Source organism: Rhabdothermincola salaria (assembly GCF_021246445.1).
Classification (GTDB): Bacteria; Actinomycetota; Acidimicrobiia; order Acidimicrobiales; family Acidimicrobilacustridaceae; genus Rhabdothermincola_A; species Rhabdothermincola_A salaria.
On the sequence record NZ_JAJQXW010000001.1, the window covers coordinates 1927930 to 1948430 of the forward strand.

12 protein-coding genes are annotated in these 20501 nt (G+C 74.0%); 4 read left to right on the top strand and 8 right to left on the bottom strand.

Annotation, left to right across the window (positions count from 1 at the left end):
* Positions 1-105 precede the first annotated feature (105 nt).
* The 3 genes from LUW87_RS08975 (at position 106) to LUW87_RS08985 (ending at position 2955) form a co-directional block, all read left to right on the top strand.
* Positions 106-771 carry a glutathione S-transferase gene (locus tag LUW87_RS08975; protein ID WP_232670799.1) on the top strand — a complete coding sequence of 222 codons (666 nt, stop codon included), beginning with the start codon at positions 106-108 and terminating at the stop codon, positions 769-771.
* A gap of 59 nt (positions 772-830) precedes the next feature.
* A complete protein-coding gene (locus tag LUW87_RS08980) occupies positions 831-2591 on the top strand; it encodes a PHA/PHB synthase family protein (protein ID WP_232670800.1) in 1761 nt (586 codons plus the stop codon).
* An 85-nt stretch (positions 2592-2676) separates the two neighbouring features.
* Positions 2677-2955, top strand: a complete 279-nt coding sequence (locus LUW87_RS08985; protein ID WP_232670801.1) for a hypothetical protein — start codon at positions 2677-2679, stop codon at positions 2953-2955.
* A gap of 181 nt (positions 2956-3136) precedes the next feature.
* Here LUW87_RS08985 and LUW87_RS19190 read toward each other — a convergent pair whose 3' ends face one another.
* The 3 genes from LUW87_RS19190 to ilvD form a co-directional block, all read right to left on the bottom strand.
* A complete protein-coding gene (locus tag LUW87_RS19190) occupies positions 3137-4771 on the bottom strand; it encodes an FAD-dependent oxidoreductase (protein ID WP_232670802.1) in 1635 nt (544 codons plus the stop codon).
* 19 nt (positions 4772-4790) lie between these two features.
* Positions 4791-5648, bottom strand: a complete 858-nt coding sequence (locus LUW87_RS08995; RefSeq protein ID WP_232670803.1) for a TauD/TfdA dioxygenase family protein — start codon at positions 5646-5648, stop codon at positions 4791-4793.
* A 202-nt stretch (positions 5649-5850) separates the two neighbouring features.
* Positions 5851-7941, bottom strand: a complete 2091-nt coding sequence (gene ilvD / locus LUW87_RS09000; RefSeq protein WP_232670804.1) for a dihydroxy-acid dehydratase — start codon at positions 7939-7941, stop codon at positions 5851-5853.
* 296 nt (positions 7942-8237) lie between these two features.
* Between ilvD and LUW87_RS19195 the strand changes: the two genes are divergently transcribed.
* Positions 8238-9068, top strand: coding sequence for a helix-turn-helix transcriptional regulator (locus tag LUW87_RS19195; RefSeq protein WP_232670805.1), 831 nt, complete (start codon positions 8238-8240; stop codon positions 9066-9068).
* A gap of 591 nt (positions 9069-9659) precedes the next feature.
* On the opposite strand, the gene recD is transcribed toward LUW87_RS19195, so the two are convergent.
* From recD to LUW87_RS09030, 5 genes are all read right to left on the bottom strand, one after another.
* Complete coding sequence (gene recD, locus LUW87_RS09010) at positions 9660-11651, bottom strand: exodeoxyribonuclease V subunit alpha (RefSeq protein ID WP_232670806.1); 1992 nt, start codon at positions 11649-11651, stop codon at positions 9660-9662.
* Positions 11648-15022 carry a UvrD-helicase domain-containing protein gene (locus LUW87_RS09015; protein WP_232670807.1) on the bottom strand — a complete coding sequence of 1125 codons (3375 nt, stop codon included), beginning with the start codon at positions 15020-15022 and terminating at the stop codon, positions 11648-11650. The genes recD and LUW87_RS09015 overlap by 4 nt, the downstream gene beginning before the upstream one ends.
* On the bottom strand, positions 15019-18501 hold the full coding sequence (gene recC, locus LUW87_RS09020) for an exodeoxyribonuclease V subunit gamma (protein WP_232670891.1): 3483 nt from the start codon (positions 18499-18501) through the stop codon (positions 15019-15021). Before recC ends, LUW87_RS09015 begins: the two co-directional genes overlap by 4 nt.
* A gap of 174 nt (positions 18502-18675) precedes the next feature.
* Entirely contained in the window at positions 18676-19533 is an 858-nt protein-coding gene (locus LUW87_RS19200) for a transglutaminase-like domain-containing protein (protein WP_232670808.1), read from the bottom strand.
* A gap of 195 nt (positions 19534-19728) precedes the next feature.
* Positions 19729-20490 carry a hypothetical protein gene (locus tag LUW87_RS09030; protein WP_232670809.1) on the bottom strand — a complete coding sequence of 254 codons (762 nt, stop codon included), beginning with the start codon at positions 20488-20490 and terminating at the stop codon, positions 19729-19731.
* Positions 20491-20501 lie beyond the last annotated feature (11 nt).

A 20501-nucleotide genomic window follows, 5' to 3' on the forward strand; every position in this document is an offset into this window, starting at 1 on the left:
CGAGCGCGATGTCACGACCTCGGGGCACTCGTCGACGAGATGGCGCCAGATCGCAACAGTGCGTTCATCGAAGGCCTCCATCTCCCGTCACATTGACCGTCGACCATGGATCTCGTGCCCGAGGCGACGCTCACCATCAACAGCCGCAACTACGGCTCGTGGTCCCTGCGCGGGTGGCTGATGTGCCGCTTCGCAGGGCTCGACGTCCACGTCGAGGTCGTCGACAGCAACGACCCGTCCGCCCGCGACGAGCTCTTGCTCATGTCGCCGTCCTTCCTCGTGCCCCGCCTCGACATCGACGGCCTGGCCATCTGGGACACCCTCGCCATCGGCGAGCACCTCGCCGAACGCCTCCCCGACGCCGGCCTCCTGCCCATCGACCAGCCCGCCCGGGCGCTGTGCCGGTCGGTGAGCGGCGAGATGCACTCGGGGTTCGCCAGCCTGCGCTCGGCGATGCCCATGAACCTGAAGGCCCGCCACCACGACTTCAAGGTCTTCACCGGTGCCCGGGCCGACATCGATCGCATCGAGGAGATCTGGGCCCGTTGCCTCGACCTCTCCGGGGGTCCGTTCCTGTTCGGCGACCGACCCGGCCTCGCCGACGCCATGTACGCCCCCGTGTGCACCCGCCTGGTCACCTACGGCGTGGAGATCACGCCCACCAGCACCCGCTACGTGGACCGCGTCCTCGCCCTCGACGACATGCGGCACTGGGCGGCCGAGGCGGCCCGAGAGCCCGACGAGATCGTGGAGCTCGACGCCGAGTTCTGACCCGTGGTGGCGACCCGCCCCCACGACACCCCCCCCCACCCCACCGAGGAGACGCGTCGATGGCCCTTCGCCACGAGATCGACGATCACGACCTCGGCCTGCTGGCCGAGGCCCCCCGCCCGCCCCTGCGGTTGGTGGATGCACCGCCGGCGGACTCGGCGATGGAGGTCGAGGCCTCGGGGCTCTTCCTGCGAGCCGTGGTGGACAGCCTCGGCGCCGCCCTGCGCAGCCCCGGACTGGTGGCCGGCGCCGTGGGCGAGCTCGCCACCGGCCTGCTCACAGCCACCACCGCGTCGCTCGGCCGGGCCGTGGGCCGCGAGGTCGACGGGCCCGTCGCCCCGGCCCGCGACGCGCGCTTCGCCGACCCGACCTGGGAGGACAACGCCGCCTACTGGTGGCTGCGCCAGGTGCACCACCTCAACGAGCGCTTCGTCGGCCAGGTGATCGACGCCGCCCCCATCGACGACCGCACCCGGGCCAAGGCGCGCTTCGCGGCCGGCCTCACCTGCGACGCCCTCGCTCCCACCAACACCCTCGCCGGCAACCCGGCGGCGCTCACCCGGGCCTTCCAGACCGGAGGCCTGAGCCTGCTGCGCGGGGCTCGCAACCTGGCCGACGACGTGGCCCACAACGGCGGGTGGCCCACCCAGGTCGACGGCTCGACCCTCGAGGTGGGTCGGGACCTGGCCGGCACCGGCGGCCAGGTGGTGCACCGCAGCCACTTCATCGAGGTCATCCAGTACCGGCCCCGCACCGAGGCCGTCCACGAGGTGCCGCTGTTGTTCTGCCCGCCGTGGATCAACAAGTACTACATCCTCGATCTCGCCCCCGGCCGGTCGCTGGTGGAGTGGGCGCTGGAGCACGGCCACCAGTGCTTCGTGATCAGCTACCGCAACCCCGACGCCACCCTGCGCGACGCCACCTTCGACGACTACCTGCGCGAAGGGCCCCGGCGGGCGATCGAGGTGGTCAAGGAGATCACCGGGAGCGACGTGGTGAACACCATGTCGGTGTGCCTCGGCGGCACCCTGAGCGCCATGAGCATGGCGCTCGACGCCGCCCGCGACGACCGTTCGGTGAACTCGGCCTCCTTCATCAACACCCACACCGACTTCACCCGGGCAGGCGTGCTGGGCACGTTCACCGACGACGCCACCGTGCGGCTCCTCGAGCGGCACCTGCGCCAGGTCGGCACGCTGGACCAGCGCCACATCGCCCACACCTTCTCGTTGCTGCGGGCCAACGACCTCGTGTTCGGCTACGTCGCCAAGAACTGGCTGATGGGCGACACCCCGCCGGCGTTCGACCTGCTGGCCTGGAACGCCGACGGCACTGACATGCCCGGACGGCTCCACGCCGACTTCCTGCGCTGGTGCTACGTCGAGAACCGCCTGGCCCGAGGTGCGTTCGAGGTCGAGGGCACCCGGCTCGACCTCGGGCGGATCTCCCAGCCCACCTACGTCGTGTCCGCCGTCGACGACCACATCGTGCCCTGGAACTCCGCCTACCAGACCACCCAGCTCTTCGGCGGCGAGGACAAGCGCTTCGTGCTCTCCACCTCGGGCCACATCGCCGCCATCGTGAACCCACCCGGGCCCAAGGCCAAGCACTGGGTCAACCCCGCGCTCCCCGCCGACGCGGAGGACTGGCTCGCCGACGCCGAGCTGCGGACCGGCACGTGGTGGGACGACTGGGCGGGATGGATCGGCGACCGCGCCGGGCCCATGGTCGAGCCCCCGACCCACCTCGGCAGCGACCGCCACCCGCCCATCGGCGACGCCCCCGGCGTCTACGTCCACGGCCTCACCGCCGACGTCTGACCGATCCGCACCCGACGGCCGCACCCCGCCGCCGACCCGCCCGCACCTCTGATCGCCGCTCGTCTCACCCACCAAGGAGCCTCACATGACCTCCACCCTGATGGACCTCAGCATCGCCGCCCAGGAGAACACGCTCAGCGCCATGGAGACCTCCAAGGCCTACATGCTCGAGTCGTTCAAGGCCATGACCGCCACCACCCGGCGGGTCATGCCGACGATGCCCTCGATGCCCGAGCTCACGCCCATGATCGACCCGCGTGAAGCGGTGTCGATGAGCTACGACTTCGCCGAGAAGCTGATGGCCTCGCAGCGGTCCTTCGTCGAGGAGATGATGGCCAGCCTCTCGCCTCCCGAGGAGATCTGACCTGCCCGGTCATCACGACACCGACGGTCGTCGCCCCGCTGAGATCGGTGCCCCGGATCGGGGAGGTGCCGACCGGCGGGGACCGAGACGGGCTCCGGGCCCGCGCGGGCCACGGACCGGCCGGCGATGAGTTCCGCTGTCGACGCCTCGCCGTCCGACGGACGGACGGTCGTGACCCGGCTCAGGTGGGCGGGACGGCCCGGAGGTGGGCCGCGAGGCGCAGGGCCAGCGCCACGATGGTGAAGGTGGGGTTGGCGGCCCCGCCGGTGGGGAACACCGAGCTGCCGGCCACGTAGAGGTTGGCGACGCCGTGCACCCTCCCGTCGGCGTCCACCACCCCGCGGCGCGGGTCGGTGTGCATGCGCGTCGTGCCCATGTGGTGGCGTGCACCTCGCAACCGCTCGGGCCAGTGATCGTCGACGCCGCCCAGCCGGCTGGTGAACGACACGCCTGACGCGGCCAGCCCCGCCCGGTAGAGCTCGTGGGCCCGCACCGCACTGGACCGGTCGAGCGGCGACAGCGTCCAGCGCAGCTCCACCCGCCGGCAGCCCAGCCGGTCGCGTTCGCCGGTCAGCACCACCCGGCTGTGCGGATTCGGGGCCTGCTCCATGACCTGCTTCACCCCGAGAGTCTCCCGGAGGGGCGCTCGCAGCCGATCGCGGCCGGCCCGGGCGACCTCGATCGCCCGGGCGCCGGTGCGCCCACCCACCCGCTCGAACGCCCGGTCCGCCACGTGTCGCGCCCGCCGGGCCACGCCCACCGCCCGGCCTTCCCCGGGGACCGATCGCGGGCCCAGCCCGGACGCCGGATCCACCGGGCCCGGCCGACCCGGCTGGCCCTGGTCCCGGGGAGCGGCCTTGGCGGCGGTCAGGGGGGTGACGACGGCGCACACGTTGGTGAGGCCCTCCCGGGCACGCACGTCGGGCGCCAGGGCCAGCACGGCCCGCAGCCGATCCGAACCCACGGCGTGGCTCTCGACGTAGAAGGAACCGAGCGCCCCACGCCGCGCCCGGATGCGGGCCGCGTCGTCGAGGTAGAGGTGCTCCATGAAGTAGCGCCCGACGAGGTCGTGACGGTTCCCGAGCCCGGCGCGCTCGACGCGGTCCGAGCTCAGCAGCAGCCTGGGGTTCTCGATGCCCCCGGCGGCCAGCACCACCACCCGGGCCGCCACCCGATACGTCGTGTGGGCCCCGCTGCGCACCACCACCGCGTCCACCCGATCGGCGGTCGGGGTGGTGTCGAGCTCCACCGCCGTGGCCCCGAGGTGCACCTCGAGGTGGCGGGCGGCCTCCAGTTCGGCCCGGCGGCGACGACCGACGTGGGTCGGGGTGCTGTAGTGGAAGGCGGCGGTGTGGAGCCGGTCGTCGGCCAGGGGCAGGGCCGGGATGCCGAGCGCCGACCAGTCCATGGCGTCGAACGGCAGCGGGCCCAGCTCGAGCTCCGGTCGGGCCCGCTCGTAGAACGGCGCCAGCTCCTCGAAGCCGAACGGCCATCCGCTGTCGGGCACCCAGCCGTGGGCCACGAAGTCGGCGGGGTCGAGCGGACGGCACTCCCCCGCCCACAGCTCGGTCGTGCCCCCCAGCACCCGGCTGCGGGTGGACTCCAGGGGGAGGTAGGCCTGGCCCGTCGATGGGCCCGCCGAGAGGTCATCGGTGTCGGGATCGGCGACGAGGCCACCGCTCTCGAGCAGCACCACCCGCCGACGGGGTCCGGCCAGCTCGCGAGCCAGGGTGATCCCGGCCGGCCCGCCGCCGACGATGCACACGTCGGCGTCGATCCGGGTGCCGTCGGGCACCTGGGAGGCGTCGAGGAGCACGAAGGGCGGGGCCGGGGTGTCAGACGCGCACGACGCAGCGGCCCATCTCGCGGCGGTGCGGCATGTAGTCGGCCACGGCGAAGTGCTGGGTGCAGCGCTCGTCCCAGATGACCACGTCGCCCAACGACCACTGGTGGCGGTAGTGGAAGTTCGGGTTGGTGACGTGGGCGAAGAGCATCTCGAGCAGCGCCGTGCTCTCGGCGTCGGTGAGACCCACGATCGACTCGGTGAAGCCCCGGTTGACGTTGAGGAACCGTCGACCGGTGCCGGGGTGGACGCCCACGACCGGGTGTTCGGCGCCGGGGAACTGCTCGCGCACCTTGGCCACGATCTCGGGTCCCATCTTCGACACGAACGCCTTCCCGGCGCCCATGGTGTGTCGGGCCGTGAGCGGTTCGAGCAGGCCCTGCATGGTGGGTGAGAGCGCCTCGAAGGCAGCGTAGGTGTTGACGAAGATGGTGTCGCCACCCCTCGGCGGCAGGTCGACGGCTCGCAGCGTGCCGTAGGTGGGGGGCGCCTCGTCCCAGCTGACGTCGGTGTGCCACTCGTCCTGGTAGGGCGGGTGGTCGACGTCGTCGACGATGTGCTCGCAGCGGGCCTCGGTGGACGATCCCCGGGCGAGGGGGTGGATGTAGGGGCCCCCGAAGCGCAGGGCGAGGGCCAGCTGCTGGTCGTCGTCGATGGCCTGGCCGGGGATGTGCACCACGAGGTGCTCGTCGAGCATGCCCACGAGCCGGTCCCGGGTGGCGTCGTCGATGCCGGCGGCCAGGTCGAGGCCTTCGACGGTGGCCCCCAGGTGTCCCGCGGTGGGCGTGACAGCCAGTGCTCGGCCGCCGCCGTCGACGGCGGCCTCGCCCTCCGAGACGGTGCTGGTCATGACGATCCTCCCCCGGGCCCGGTGTCCGGCCGACCCGTCCCCAGACCGTACCGGCCCCGCCCTCCCGAGCGCCCGGCCCCGACGATCGCCAGGCCCCACGCTTCTTGCATGGAAACGGCGCACCCCACGACGCCCTTCCCATGCAAGAACGCCTGGGGTGAGGGGTTGGTGCCGGAACGCGCTCCAGACATGGCCGCCTCCGTCAGGGGGCGGGCGAGGCGGCCGAGGAGGGGACGACGCGCACGGCGCCCTTCGACGCCGAGGTGGTGAAGGCGGCGTAGGCCCGCAGCGCGGTCGACACCCGTCGCGCCCGGGGCGCGGCCGGTGCCCACCCACCCGGGTGGGCGGCGTCCGTGGCGGCACGTCGCTCGGCCAGCGTGGCGTCGTCGACGTCGAGGCTGAGCGACCGACCGGGGATGTCGACGGTGATCGGGTCGCCGTCGCGCACCAGGCCGATGGCGCCGCCCTCGGCCGCCTCCGGCGACACGTGCCCCACCGACAGCCCCGACGAGCCACCCGAGAAGCGCCCATCGGTGACGAGAGCACAGCGTCCGGCGAGGCCCATGCTCTTCAGGTAGGTCGTCGGGTACAGCATCTCCTGCATCCCGGGCCCGCCCCGAGGCCCCTCGTAGCGGATCACCACCACCTCCCCGGGCTGCACCTCACCGCCGAGGATGCCGTCGACGGCGGCGTCCTGGCTCTCGAACACCCGGGCCGGGCCGGTGAAGGTGAGCTGGTGGTCGGGCACCGCCGCCGCCTTCACGATGGCGCCGTCGACGGCCAGGTTGCCGAACAGCACGGCCAACCCGCCATCCGGACGGTAGGCGTGGGCCACGTCGCGGATGCACCCGGCTTCGCGGTCGAGGTCCAGGCTCGGCCACCGAGTGTCCTGACTGAACGCCTCGGTGGTGCGGATCCCCGCCGGCCCGGCCCGGTAGAAGCGCTCCACGTCCAACTGGTTCCCGGCGCCCGACTGCTGACCCACGCCAGCCCGACCGACGCCACCGCGGCCAGGTTCGCCACCGCCCGCCTCCTCACCCACGCCACCCGGAACGAGTTCAGTGCTGTCGACGTCCGTGCTGTCGACGTCAGTGCTGTCGACCTCACCGGCATGGGCACCGACCACGGCGTCCAGCCCGTCGGCGTCCAGCCCGTCCGCGCCCTTCCCGCGCACGTCCCAGCGGGCCAGGGCGTCGGCGAGGGTGGGGCTGTGCACCGTGGGCACCGACGCGTCGACGAGGCCGGCCCGGTCGAGCTCACCGAGGATGCCGAGCACCCCACCGGCGCGGTGCACGTCCTCCACGTGGTAGCGCTCGCTGGCGGGCGCCACCTTGCACAGCTGGGGCACCCGGCGGCTGAGGGCATCGATGTCGTCGAGCCCGAAGTCGACGTCGCCCTCGGCCGCCGCCGCCAAGAGGTGCAGCACGGTGTTGGTGGAGCCGCCCATGGCGATGTCGAGGGCCATGGCGTTGGCGAAGGCGGTGCGGTCCGCGATGCGGCGAGGCCGCACGGCGTCGTCGCCCTCGTCGTAGAACCGACGGGTCAGCTCCACGATGGTCCGCCCCGCCTGGCGGAACAGCGCCTCGCGGTCGGCGTGGGTGGCCAACAGGGTGCCGTTGCCGGGCAGCGACAGCCCGAGGGCTTCGGTGAGGCAGTTCATGGAGTTGGCCGTGAACATGCCCGAGCACGATCCGCAGGTGGGGCACGCCGAGCGCTCCACCGCCTCGACCTCGTCGTCGCCGGCGTCCGGCCGTCCGGCCACCTCCATGGCCGACACGAGGTCGACCTTCACCTCCCGGCTGCCCCCGCGATCGCTGTCGGGGTCGGCCAGCGCCACCTTCCCCGCCTCCATGGGCCCGCCGGACACGAACACGGTCGGGACGTCCAGGCGCAGAGCGGCCATGAGCATCCCCGGCGTGATCTTGTCGCAGTTGGAGATGCACACCAGGGCGTCGGCGCAGTGGGCGTTGACCATGTACTCCACCGAGTCGGCGATGAGGTCGCGACTCGGCAGGCTGTAGAGCATCCCGTCGTGGCCCATGGCGATGCCGTCGTCCACCGCGATGGTGTGGAACTCGCGGGCCACCGCGCCGGCCGCCTCGATCTCGGTGGCCACCAGCCGTCCCAGGTCGCGCAGGTGGACGTGCCCCGGCACGAACTGGGTGAAGGAGTTGGCCACGGCCACGATGGGCTTGGCGAAGTCGTCGTCGGTCATGCCGGTCGCCCGCCACAGGGCGCGGGCGCCGGCGGCGTTGCGACCGGCGGTGGTGGTGCGGGAGCGGTACTCGGGCATCGGGTCCTCCTCGGGGCGATGGGCCGCCGGCTCGTGGCCAGTCCACGCGCTCGGAGCGCGTGGACCCCGGTGGCGTCCTCCACGAGGGTGCGACCTCCCGGGGTGGAGAGGAAGAGCCCATCGGTGGTGGCACTGCCAGTCCCACCCTGCCCACCCCGACGGCCCACCCCGACGAGCCCCCGCCCTGCCGGCCCACCCGATCTCGCGTAGCTGTCGGACTCGGGCGCTACCCCCTGGCGCTCACGTCCGACAGCTACGCGTAGTGGGTGGGTCTCGCGCCACTACCCTCGCCGGCCGTGCGTGGCGACGAACTCGGGGTGTTCCTGCGGTCCCGGCGAGCCCGGGTCGATCCGACAGCCGTCGGCTTCCCGAGGGGTGGACGGCGACGGACGCCCGGCTTGCGACGCGAGGAGCTGGCGTCGTTGTCGGGGGTCACCGTGTCGTGGTTGGCCAAGCTCGAGCAGGGGCGGGCCCGGTCGGTGTCGGCCGGCGTGCTCGACGCCCTGGCCCGCAGCCTCGACCTCGACCCCGCCGAGCGCGCCCACCTGTTCGCCCTCGCCGACCTGCGGGCCCCGACCGCGCCGGCGGCCCCGGCCGGATCGCCTCGGGTCACCCCGGCCCTGCGGGCCCTCCTCGACGCCCTCGAGCCCAACCCGGCGTACGTCATCGACCGGGCCTGGGACTTCGTGGCCTGGAACCGGGCCGAAGAGGCCCTGTTCCCGACCCTGGCCCGCTACCGCGAGGCGCCGCCCAACCTCTTGGAGCTCACCTTCACCGACGACGAGCTCGCCGTGTTGATGGCCGACCACGACACCGAGCTGGTGCGGCTGGTCTCCCAGTTCCGCCTGCACTGCACCGACTGGCCCGAGAGCCCCGAGCTCGACGCCCTCGTCGAGCGGCTCGCCGCGACGTCGCCCCGATTCGCCGCCCTGTGGGAGGCCCGGGACGTGGCCCCCTTCGAGACCACCCGCCGGGTGTTCGACCATCCCGCCGCCGGTCGGCTGGAGTTCGACCACCACCGCCTCGCCGTGCTCGACCAGCCGGGCCTCCAGCTGGTCGTCTACACCCCCGCGGCCGGCACGGAGAGCGCCGACCGCCTCGCCCGAGCCGACGCCGGCTCCCGCTGACCCGGAACCCCCGCAAGCCCGCAAACCCGCAAACCCGCAAGCCCGCAAGCCCGCAAGCCCGCAAGCCCGCAAGCCCGCAAGCCCGCAAGCCCGCAAGCCCGCAAGCCCGCAAGCCCGCAAGCCCGCAAGCCCGCAAGCCCGGGGATGATCCTCCGCCCGGCGATCCGGGCGGACCGGCAGGCCGGGGCCATGCCCGGACTGCCCCGGTCGGCCCCGCCCACCCGGGTCGAAGCCGGCGGGGACCTCGCGACGCTGCCCGGACTCGAGGACGGGACCCCTCCGACGCGGGCAAAGACGGAACCTGCCCCGGCGGAGGCGACCAGCCGATCCGGCCCGCCGCGGGCGGCGGACGCGGCACGGCCCCCTCCGCCGAGAGGGGGCCGTGCGGTACGTCATGCGGTGGGGGAAACCGCACCGTGCGGTCGGGGGGAATCGACCGCTCTCCTTTCATCGGCAACCACGCGGCGCCAGTTGAGCGATCGGCGTCAGGTACGCGTCAGACGGCGCCCGGCATCCCGTAGGACATTCGGTGGGGGCTCAGGGCCCGCTCCGGGACCGGGGCACCGACCGCCGTGGCGCGCACCGGAGCAGTCAGGCGACGTCCCACAGGCGGTCGGCGAGGCCGCTGGCCCGCACCACCCGTTGGGTCACGGCCCGCTCGACCGATGCCGCGTCGCCGACCAGGGTGACCACCCGGCGGGCCCGGGTGACCGCGGTGTAGAGCAGCTCGCGGGTGGCCAGCCGCGAGGTGGGCGACGGGAGCACGACGATGACGTGGTCGAACTCCGAGCCCTGGCTCTTGTGGATGGTCATGGCGTGGACGGTCTCGACCGACTCGAGGCGCACCGGAGCCAACAGCCGGGGCGCCTCGGGTCCGGGGAAGGCCACCCGGGCCCCGCCCGGCGCCGCCACCACGACACCCAGGTCGCCGTTGAACAAGCCGTTGGCCCGGTCGGTGGCGGTGACGAGGACGGGACGGCCGACATAGAAGCCCGGCGCCAGCGGCTTGACGCGCGCCAACGCCTCTTCGACCAGGCGGTTCCAGCCGGTGACACCGAACGGGCCGCGCCGGTGCGCGCACAGCACCCGCAGGGAGGTGAGGGCCTCGAGGGCGTCGTCGGTGTCCCCTCGCTCGGCGAGGTCGCGGACCCGTTGGGCGGACCGCCCGACCTCGGCGACGACCGGGTCGCGGGCATCGGTGGTGTCGCCCGGTGCGTCGATCCACGCCAGGCGCACGCCGGCGTCGAGTGCGAGCGTCAGCTGGGCCACCTCGGCTTCCGGGTACTGCTCCGAGGCGCCCCCGACCTCGGCCAGCAACTCGAGGGCGAGGTCGGCGTCGCCGGCGCGGACGGCCTGGGCGAAGCGGTCGATGACCGAGCCCGGCGGGAAGCGGAAGCTGCGGGTGAGCACCGACACGCACCCGGCCAGCGGCCCGGCGGGCGGAGGGCCGGATCCGAGCGCGGCGTCCACCGCCGGGCCGGCGATGTCGCCCAGCACCGAGCCGGCCTCGACGCTGGCCAGCTGCCCGGGATCGCCCACCAGCACCACCCGGGCGTCGGGGCGCACGGCGTCGAGCAGGCGGGCCATGAGCGGCAGCGACACCATGGAGGTCTCGTCGACGATCACCACGTCCTCGACCAAGGGGTTGTCGGCGTGGTGGCGCATCCGCACCGTGCCGGGGCGGGCCCCGAGCAGGGCGTGCAGCGTGGTGGCCCGAGCGTCGGCGAGCTCGTCGGCCAAGGTCTCGACGTCGGACAACGACGAGCGCCGCAGCTGGTCGGCGACGGCGTGGAACGCCTCTCCCATGCGGGCCGCGGCCTTGCCGGTGGGGGCGGCCAGGGCGATGCGCAGCCGGCCGGAGGGGTCGCCGGCCCGCAGCAGGGCCAGCAGGGCGGCGACGGTCTGGGTCTTGCCGGTGCCCGGGCCGCCGACGATGACGGCGAGGCGGCGCGACGCTCCGGCCGTGGCCGCCGACCACTGGGGGCTGTCGTCGGCGTCCTCACCAGGGGCCAGCGGGACCAGGGTCTGGAGAAGTTCGACACGGCGGGCGTCGGCCAACGCGGCGGCCACGGGAGGAGCGGCGGCCCGCTGTCGCAGCTCGCCGGCCACACGGCGCTCGTAGGCCAGGTAGCGCTCGAGGTACAGGCGGGTGCCGTGCAGCGCCATCGGCCGGGGCGGCACGCTGGGGGTCTCGGGGGGCTCGCCGTCGACCAGCACCTCGACGAGGGGCGACGCCGCCAGCGCGGCCTGCCAGGCGGCGATGTCGGAGGGCCACGGCAGGTCGTCGACGCCGGCAGACTCGACCACACCGCGATCGCCCTCGACCTCGGCGGCGGCCGAGGCGGCCACGGTGGCGAGGTCGAGGCAGGTGTGGCCGAGGCGAGGAGCCCGGGCGGCCAGCGCGGCGGCCACCGCCACCTCCGGGGGTTCGGCCCCCACCCCGGTGAGCCGGCACAACGTGGCCGCGAGGTGGGCGTCGCCGGCCGACACCACCCCCGCCGCCCGCCACGGTGCCAGCAGCGCGAGCACCTCGAGGTCCGCACCCCGTGTCCCGCCGGTGGCGGTGTCCACGCCGGTGCTCACGCCGCCTCCTCGCCGGTAGCCAGCAGTCGGTCGACGGTATCGAGCGCGGCGACGGGGGGACACCACCAGAACACGCCCCGGGTGTCGTCGGCCGCGCGGGCGGGATCCATGCCCCGCACGAACAGGTAGGCGGCGCCGAGGAGCTGGTGTTCGGGGTCGTAGCGCTCGGCGAGTCGCCAGCGCAGGTAGCGGTGCAGCGCCACCAGGTAGAGCGTGGCCTGCAACGGGTAACCGTTGTCGTTCATGGCCGAGGCCATCGCCGACCGGTCGTAGTCGGTGTCGCGGAGGCGGTTGGTCTTGTAGTCGGCCAACCAGAACCGTCCGTCGGGGGTGCGGGCCACGAGGTCGATGGAGCCGGTGATCATGCCGGCCACGTCGACCGCCAGCGCACCGGCTGCCGCCCGCTCGGCCCAGGGCCGCACCGGATCGTCGGCCGGCAGATGGTCGAGCAGCGCATCGGCCACCCGGGCCGCCGACAGCCGGCCGAGCGGCACGTCGAAGGAGAGCTCGTCGAGGCGGTCGACGCGGGGAAGGTCGACGAGGCGGACCGGACCCAGCGGCCCGCCCAACGGGGCGGAGAGCGCACCGACGAGGCCGTCGGCCAGCACGGCGCTCTCGACCGGGAGCGGCCGGTAGCGCAGGGCCTCGGCGCACCGGTCGTGCAGATCGGCGGCGAGGGTGGCCGACCCGAAGTCGGTGTCCTCGAGCACCGAGTGCACCAGGGTGCCGAACGCCTTGCCCCCGGGGACATCGAGCAACGGCAACGGGTGGAGCCCGGACTCGACGGGTTCGTCGTCGACCGGGACGAGCGCGGGTTCGTCGTTGCCGCCCTCGGGGGGCAGGTCGGGCGGGAGGTCCATGAGGTCGGCGAGGGGCGGGGCCGGGTCGGCCGGGTCCGGGGGACGGTGGGCCCCGGCGGCGTGGGCCGCGTGGGCGATGCCGGTGAACGACCAGATGGCCCACCGACGGTCGATCGGACGGTGGGCCACGGCCACCGACAGCTCGTCGGTCGGCGACGGATGCCGGTGGTGGGCCTCGCCGAGCGGTGGGGTGACCTCGACCACCGAGATGCGGCCGTCGGACCGAGCGGCCAGAGCCGGGAGGTCGACCTCACCGTCACCCGCCCCTTCGAGCACGCGCTGGAGCTCGGACCGCCCCCCGCGCGGCGGTCGCGCCCACCACACGACCAAGCGGTGCTTGGCCCGAGTGAGCGCCACATAGAGCAGACGTCGAGCCTCGTCCTGGTTCTCCTCGGCGTTGCGCTCGGCGACGGCCTTCACGGGTCCCGTGCCGGCCCCGTCGTCGTTGGTGGGGATGGCGTTGGTGTTCACGTACCGCGTGCCATCGATCCAGCCGTGCCCGATGTCGTTGCCGCTCGTGGTCTGGGTCCACATCGTCGGGCAGAGCACGACGGGGAACTCGAGGCCCTTGGCCTTGTGCACGGTGAGGATCTTGACGGTGTCGTCGTCGCGGTCGATGCGGCGAGCGAGCACCTCGGAGGCCACGCCCTCGTCGTCGGCCACGGTGGTGCCCGACAGCGCCATCTCGTCGAGGACGCCGAGGAGGGCCGCCGGGCTGGTGCGCCGACCACCGGACGCGGTGTTGAGCAGCTCGGCCACGTGGTCGAGGTCGGTGAGGTCGCGTTCGCCCGTGGGCCGGACCAGCACCCGGGCGGGCAGCCCGGCACCGCGCACCGCACCGAGCATCGCCGGCAGCCCCTGTTCGACGAGCAACCCGGCCCAGCGCCGAAGCTGTTCGGCGAGGTCGGCCATGGCGTCGTCGCCGAGGTCGACCATCGACGAGGCGTCGTCGTCGAAGAACCACCCCAGGGCGGCAGCCCGGGCCGCTCCGGGGCTGGCCGGGCGATCGAGGGCCACCAACAGGGCGCGCCACTGGCGGGCGGCGGCGCTGTCGAGCACGCTGTCACCGGAGCTGCGCGCGGCGGGCACACCCGCCGCGGCGAGCGCCTCTGCGTAGGCGTCGGCGTCGACGTTGGAGCGCACGAGGATGCCGATGTCCGAGGCCTGCAGGCGGCGACGCTCCCCGTCGTCGACCAGCTCGGCGTGCTCCAAGAGGCGCACGACCTCGGCAACGAGGTCGACCGCCACGCCGGCGCGCGCCGTCCGCGTGTCGTCGTCGCCCGGGCGATGACGGAACTGCAAGGGGGCCGGGTCGGCGTCGGGGCCGGTGTCGAAGAAGCGAGGCTGGCTGCTCCCGGGGGCCCCGTCCACCGGCCGAAAGGCCACCGACGGGTGGCCGAACGCGACGCCGGCGAAGACCTGATCGAGGGCCTCCAGCAGTGCCTGGTCGGTGCGCCAGTTGGTGCCGAGCCCCACGACCTCACCCCCGTGGCCGTGGGCGTACTCGAGGGCGGTGAGGTAGGCCGACAGCTCGGCGGACCGGAACCGGTAGATGGACTGCTTGGGGTCGCCCACGATGACGGTGTCGACCGGGTCGGCGGGGCCCTCGAGGAACGCCCGGCGGAAGATGTCCCACTGCACGGCGTCGGTGTCCTGGAACTCGTCGACCATCACCAGCGAGAACCGCTTGCGCAGCGCGGCGACGATGGCGGTGCCGGCGCCGCCGGCCAGGGCGTCTCTGGCCTCGGAGATGAGCCCGTCGAACGTGCGTCGCCGCTCGGTGGCCCGGCGGGCGAGGACGTCGGCCACCAGGTCGTCGACCAGGGCCGCGGCCTGGTCGAGCAGGGCCGCCCGGACTCGGGCCTTGGCCGTGAACCTCTTCCCGGTGTGTTCGGCCCACTCGTCGCAGTCGACGGTGTACATGCGGGCCGAGGGCATGCGCAGACGCAGCTTGACCGCCTTGAGCACCGCCTCGACGTCGAACGGCACGGGCGTCGAGTGGCCGTGGTCGCGGAGGAAGCGGTCGACGACCAGCTCACGGATGTCGGTGTCGTCGTCGGTGATGGCGCCGGTGCTGCCCCCACCGCTGGCCACCACCCGGCTGCAGAACCCGTGGATGGTGGAGATGGTGGCGGCGTCGAAGTCGGTCACCGCCGCGGTGACGCTGGCGAGGCGCCGCACTCGCTCCCGGTCGTCGAGCGGGTCTCCGTCGCGCCGACCGAGGGCATCGAGCACGTCGTCGTCAGTGGGGGGGCAGCCGGCCGCCAGGTGGGCGGCCGCGGCCACCAGGCGATCGCGGACCCGACCCCGGAGCTCGGCGGTGGCGGCCTCGGTGAAGGTGACGATGCAGAGCTCCGAGGCGGCCAGGCCTCGTTCGGCGATGGCACGCGTGGCCAGACCGGCCAAGGCATAGGTCTTGCCCGTGCCGGCGCTGGCCTCGATGACGGTGAGACCGGAGGGCAGCGGACCGCAGAGATCGAGGTCGTGCAGCGCGGGGACGGAGCCGGTCACGGTGCCCCCGAGACGCCCGACGGGCCGGCCACGGCGTCGGCGGTTGCATCGCCCGACGCGTCGAGGTCGGCCGTGCCCAGGACCAGGAGGGCGGTGCGTTCGAAGGTGCCCCACAGCCGCTCGGCCCAGCAGGCCAGCCGGGACTCGTGGTCGCCCCAGCCCTCACCCGATTCGTCGGGCCGCCGCGGCTGGGCGAGCACCACCTCGGGATCGGTACCGAAGAGCTCGGCCACGAAGCGGTCGCCGGCCTCCCCCACGCCCGGGTGCTTGGACACGTAGATCGCGCCCGCCGCCGACGGTCCGCCCTCGTGGTACGCACGCGTGGTGGCGGCGAACGCCGGCACCGCGTCGCACGACGCCCGGCGGTGCAGGTCGATCGCGACCCGGAGCACTTCGGGGGCGTCGCCGGGGGTGCGCAACGCCACCCGTTCGACCGCCACACCCCCACCCTTGCGGGCTCGACCCACGAGCGCGACCTCCCAGGCGACCGACGGGTCGTGGGCGTGCAACAGGGCCGCCTGGACCCACGCCACCAGCAGGTCGCGATCCTTCAGCCGCGACGCCGTGAGGGTGAGGTGCTGGGCACCGACGATCCCGTCGAGCTGGCCGACGATGCGCACCGGCGCGCCATCGGCACCGGTGACGCTGACGTCGATGGTCACGGACTCGGGATCCGCGAGCGCACCGCCTGCCACCACTGTCGCGGCCGACACCAGGTCGTCGACCTGTTCGCAGGCCGCGTCCAGGCTCTCGTCGCCGAACGCGAGCGGGGGCACGCTGCCCCGGCGGCGCTGGGCTCTCGACCACTGGGCCAGGGCCCTGCTGTCCCAGGCCGCACCGCCTCGGAGGCGGTGGGTGAGCAACTCGTCGGACACCTTCCAGCGCTCGAGGGGGCCGAGGGTGAAGGGGATGAGGTCGTCGCGGGCGCTCGCCGCCTCGGGCAGGGACACCCCCAGGCGGTCCCGCAGCAGGACCTGGGCCGGGTTGCGGCACGCCGCCAACAGCTGGGCCACGGTGACGACGCCGCCGTCGTCGAGCGGCGCCAGGGGCTCGACGAGGAAGGACTGCCCGCGAGGCACCGGAGCTGCGCCGCCGCGTCGGGCCGAAGCCGCCTCGAGCGCGACGGTGTCGAAGCCCCAGGGCCCGTCGTCGTCGAGCCCCCGGGTGAGGAAGTTCCGCTCGGACCAGCTCTGGCGGGGGTGGTCGACGGTGATCGCCGCTCGCACTGCGTCCTCGGAGCCCTCGACCCGCGCGGTGGCGTCGAGCACGTCGAGGAGCTCGGCCACGGGCACCGCGGGAGGGACGGGGGCGTTGGAGCGGACATCGTGGCCGTCGCTGACGATCACCAGGCGCTCGCCGGCCGCCATCACGGCATCGAGCAGCTGCGCCCGCGCCTCGCTGCGCGGGTCGCGGTCGCCGACGCAGGGCGGGTCGGCGGTGAGGTCCTCAGCCGCGGCCAGTGCCCCCGCCCCGGTGCCGTCATCGAGACCGAGCAGGCAGATCACCCGGTGGGGCACGCCCCGCTGGGCGGTGAGCGACGAGACGGTGACCGCTCCGGTGCCGAAGCGGGCTCGGCCCCCTCCCCCACCCAACCGGGCCCGGACCAGAGCGGCGAGATCGAACGCCGCCACCTGCGTGGGTCGGGGTTCGCCGTCGACGGTCGCCTCGGAGGCGAAGTCGGCGAGGAGGCGCTCGAGGCGACCCCACTGCCAGGCCTCGTCGTCGGGGAGCCGGCACAGGTCCCCCACGGCAGCGGCCAACCGCTCGGTCCACGCGTGCACCGGCGCGGCGCGGCGCAGGCCCTCGACGGCGAGATCGAGGCGGTGGACGAAGTCGGCCAACCGGCCGGCGATCTCGACGTCGCGACCCTCGACGTCGGCGAACGGCACGACGTCGTCGGGACCGAGGCGCACACCGTCATCGGCCATGGCCGCACCGAGGAGGAGCTGGTCGAGTCCGGCCCGCCAGGTGTGCACCTCGAGGTCGGCCGGGATCCCGAAGTCGGCGTGGTGCTCGGGCCCGAGGCCCCACCGCACGTTGGTCTGCTCGACCCAGTCGGCGATGCGATCGAGGTCGGCCGGTTCGAGGCCGAACCGATCGCGGACCGGAGGTCGGGCCAGCAGGCCGAGCACCTCGCTGGAACGGAAGCGACCGTCGAGCAGATCGAGGAGGCCACCGACCGCGTCGAGCAGCGGCGTGTCCTGGCGGAGGGTGCGGTCGGCGACGCGCACCGGGACAGCAGGCAGCCCATGGGCGGGGTCGCCGGCGAAGGTGGCTTCGACCAGCGGGGCGAAGCGCTCGATGTCGGTGCACAGCACAGCGATGTGGCGGGGCTCGAGCGCCAGGTCGTCGTCCTGGAGCAGGTGCAAGATGGCGTCGCGGAGGACCTCGACCTGGCGGGCCGTGCCGTAGCAGCGGTGCCAGCGCACGCTGCGGTCGCCCCGGCTGACGACGAGTCGGCGGTCGAGACCGCCCGGCGGGGGCGGACCAGGCGGGGCGGCATCGCCGGCGACGTCGTGCTGCAGGCGCTGCAGCAACGACGACGGCTCGGCCTCGGGGCCTGCGGCGGTAGGGGCATCGACCGATGCGTCGGCCGCGGTGGCGGTCTCGAGCAACAGCAGGTGAGCCTCGCGGGACGTGCGGCCCCAGCTGTCCACCAACGGATGGCCGCCCTGGGCGGCGAAGTCGTCCTCGCTGCGGGGCAGCGGCCGCGAGACGCGCTCGGCCTCACCCAGCTCGTGGCGCAACCGGTGCCAGCGGGCGGGCGACGCGGCCGGGGCCAGCACGTGCACGTCGACGTGGGCCGACAGCGCGTCGAGCACGTCGAGCTGGGGCGTCGGGAGGCTGGCCAGACCGAAGAGGAACACCCGGGGCGGCAGCAGCTGGGCCACCACCACGCCGGCCACGGTGCCGGCCCGGCGCAGCTCGGCGACGAGGGCGCCGAGCCGCTCGGCGTCGCTGGTGCCCCCGAGGTCGGCGCGGACCTCGCGCCACAGGGCGGGTTGCCAGCGGTGGGGTGGGGCCAGCGTGGCCCCCACCGCGTCGACGTCGTCGCCGAGGCTCCAGCGCTGCACCATGGTCGGACGGTGCAGGGCGTAGCGGTCGAAGAGGTCGGCGATGGCCCGGGCCCGCACCGCGTCGGGGCTCTGACCGAAGTGGTCGGGCTCGTCGCCCAACGCCTCGTACACCGCCCAGGTGAGCGGACCCACCGACCAGGACCCGAGACCGCAGCGGTCGCCGAGCGCCCGGCGCACGAGCGTGGCGGGGAAGACGAAGTCGACGTTGGCCACGATGCCGTCGCCCGCGCCCGGGGCGCTGGCACCGAGGCGGGCCGCCAACCGACCGGTGAGCCAGCGCCGGAGCCCGTCGCCGGGGACCACCACGACCTCTCGGGCGAAGGGGTCGTCGAGCGGCACCGCGAGCGCGTCGGCGAGCTGGTCCGCCAGGGGTTCGAGCGACCCCGCCACCGAGAGATGCATCGCCACGCCGGCGACACTACCGACGCCCTGTGACAGCCCACCGCGGGGTCCCGCCACGGGGACGGGCCCACGGGCTCGACCCTGGTCGCCGGCCGAGGCTCGATGCCCGACCTCAGCTCTCGGCCGATGGCCCGACCTCGGGGTCGCGGCCCCGGTCCGCCGACCCCCATCCCGTCAGGGCAGCGGCACCAGGTCCTCGTGGGCGTCGAGCGGCAGGTCGCCGTCGATGGTGACGGTCATCTCGTTGGCCAGCAGCTCGGCGGTGCCGTCGAGCACGGTGAGGAAGGCGGTGTCGGCCGCATCGCGGCCGGTGGCGACGCGCAGCAGCGACCGGCGGGGGGCGAGACGGGTGGGGTCGAGCACCCACCACACCCCGTCGAGGTGGGCCTCGACCACGGCGTGGAACTCCATGGGGCTGAGCCCGGGTGCGTAGACGGCCACGAGCCGGGCCGGCACCCCGAGGGCCCGCAGGGCGGTGATGGCGAGGTGGGCGAAGTCGCGGCAGACGCCCTTGCCGGCGAACAGCGCGTCGGCCGCCGTGTCGAGGGGCCCGCTGGCGCCCGCTTCGTAGGCGAGGCGCTCGAACACCCAGTCGGCCACGGCGAGCAACCGGTCGGCGCCCGGCTCGAGGTGGCCCAGCTCCTGGGCGAAGAAGCCCATCATCTCGTCGGACGGGCAGTAGCGGCTCTGGCGGCGGTACACCACCTGCTCGTCGTCGAGGTCCCGGCGGGGGTCGGGCACCGGGGCACCGATCGCCCCGAGCACGGCCGCGTAGCTCATCTCCAGCCGCCCCTCGGACACGGACACCACCTGGGCCAGGCCCTCGTGGGCGGTGGTCATGGTGGCCACCGGGACGGGTGCACCGTCGAGGGTCACCACGAGCGACTCCTCCAGCCGGTTGCCGGCACTGGCCGCGGGAGCGACCTGCAGCACGACCTGGCACGCCGCGGTCACGTCGAGGGTGAACCCGCACGAGACCCGCCACAGGCGGTGCACCGCAGAGGTGGCGGCGGGACTGGTGGTGGTCGTCACGGGCTGGTCACGGGCCGGGGCACGGCTCCAGGGTACGGAGACCCCATCCGGTCCCGACGGGGCGGACCTCGCTCGCCCCGGAAGATCACACGGCCGAAACACTCGAGCGGGGCCCCCGCCGGATCGCCTCAACGGGCCCCGGCAGGCGATCGTCGCGGCGATGGACGGCCCCCCGTCCCACCCGGCCCACCTTGCTCAGGTCCCCTCCAGCCACTGCTCGAGGGTGGCGTCCTCCCAGTCGTCGGGCCCGTACACGGTGCGAGGCAGCGGCGTCATCACGTGGGTGGTCCCCCCGGTGGTGAACTGGGCCGACCGCCGTTCCCAGTCGACGAGACGCTGGTCCGGCTCGCCTTCGTCGCTCAACCCCCGCGCCGCGTCACGGTTGGCGCGCAGCCGCGCCTGGGAAGCGATGTCGGTGGCCCACACCATCACCACCTCGTGGGGGTTGGACAGCACCTCGTACAGGCCGGTCGGCTCGTGGCCGTACTCCCGCATGAGCGGCACCCGCGTCTCGGCCACCTCGGCGAGGAAGTCGAGGGCGGTGCCGGGTCGCACCTCGAGGATCTCGTTCACGAACAGGCTGCCCTTGACGCCGCGTGCCGCGATCTCGTCGGTCGTGGGGCTGCCGGGCACCCCACCGCACAGGCGGTCGAAGCCACCGCTGCGCCACTCGGCCGCCTTGTCCCACCAGTCGCCGTAGAAGGCCTTGCGGCGCTTCAGGTTGAGGCGGTCGACGTTCTTGGCCCAACCCGTCCAACCCTCGGTGCCCACGTCCCAGATGTTGACGACCTGGGGCCAACGGCCACCCCCGTAGGCGCAGACGTAGAAGGAGCCCTGCAGGCTGTTCATCTCCGGCATGCGCTGGACCGGGTCCTGCCAGAGGTGCTCCATGTAGTCGTACTGGCCCTGGCCGACCACGTCGACCACCTCGTAGAGGTACAGCGCCCTGTTCGCCATTCGTCGTGGCC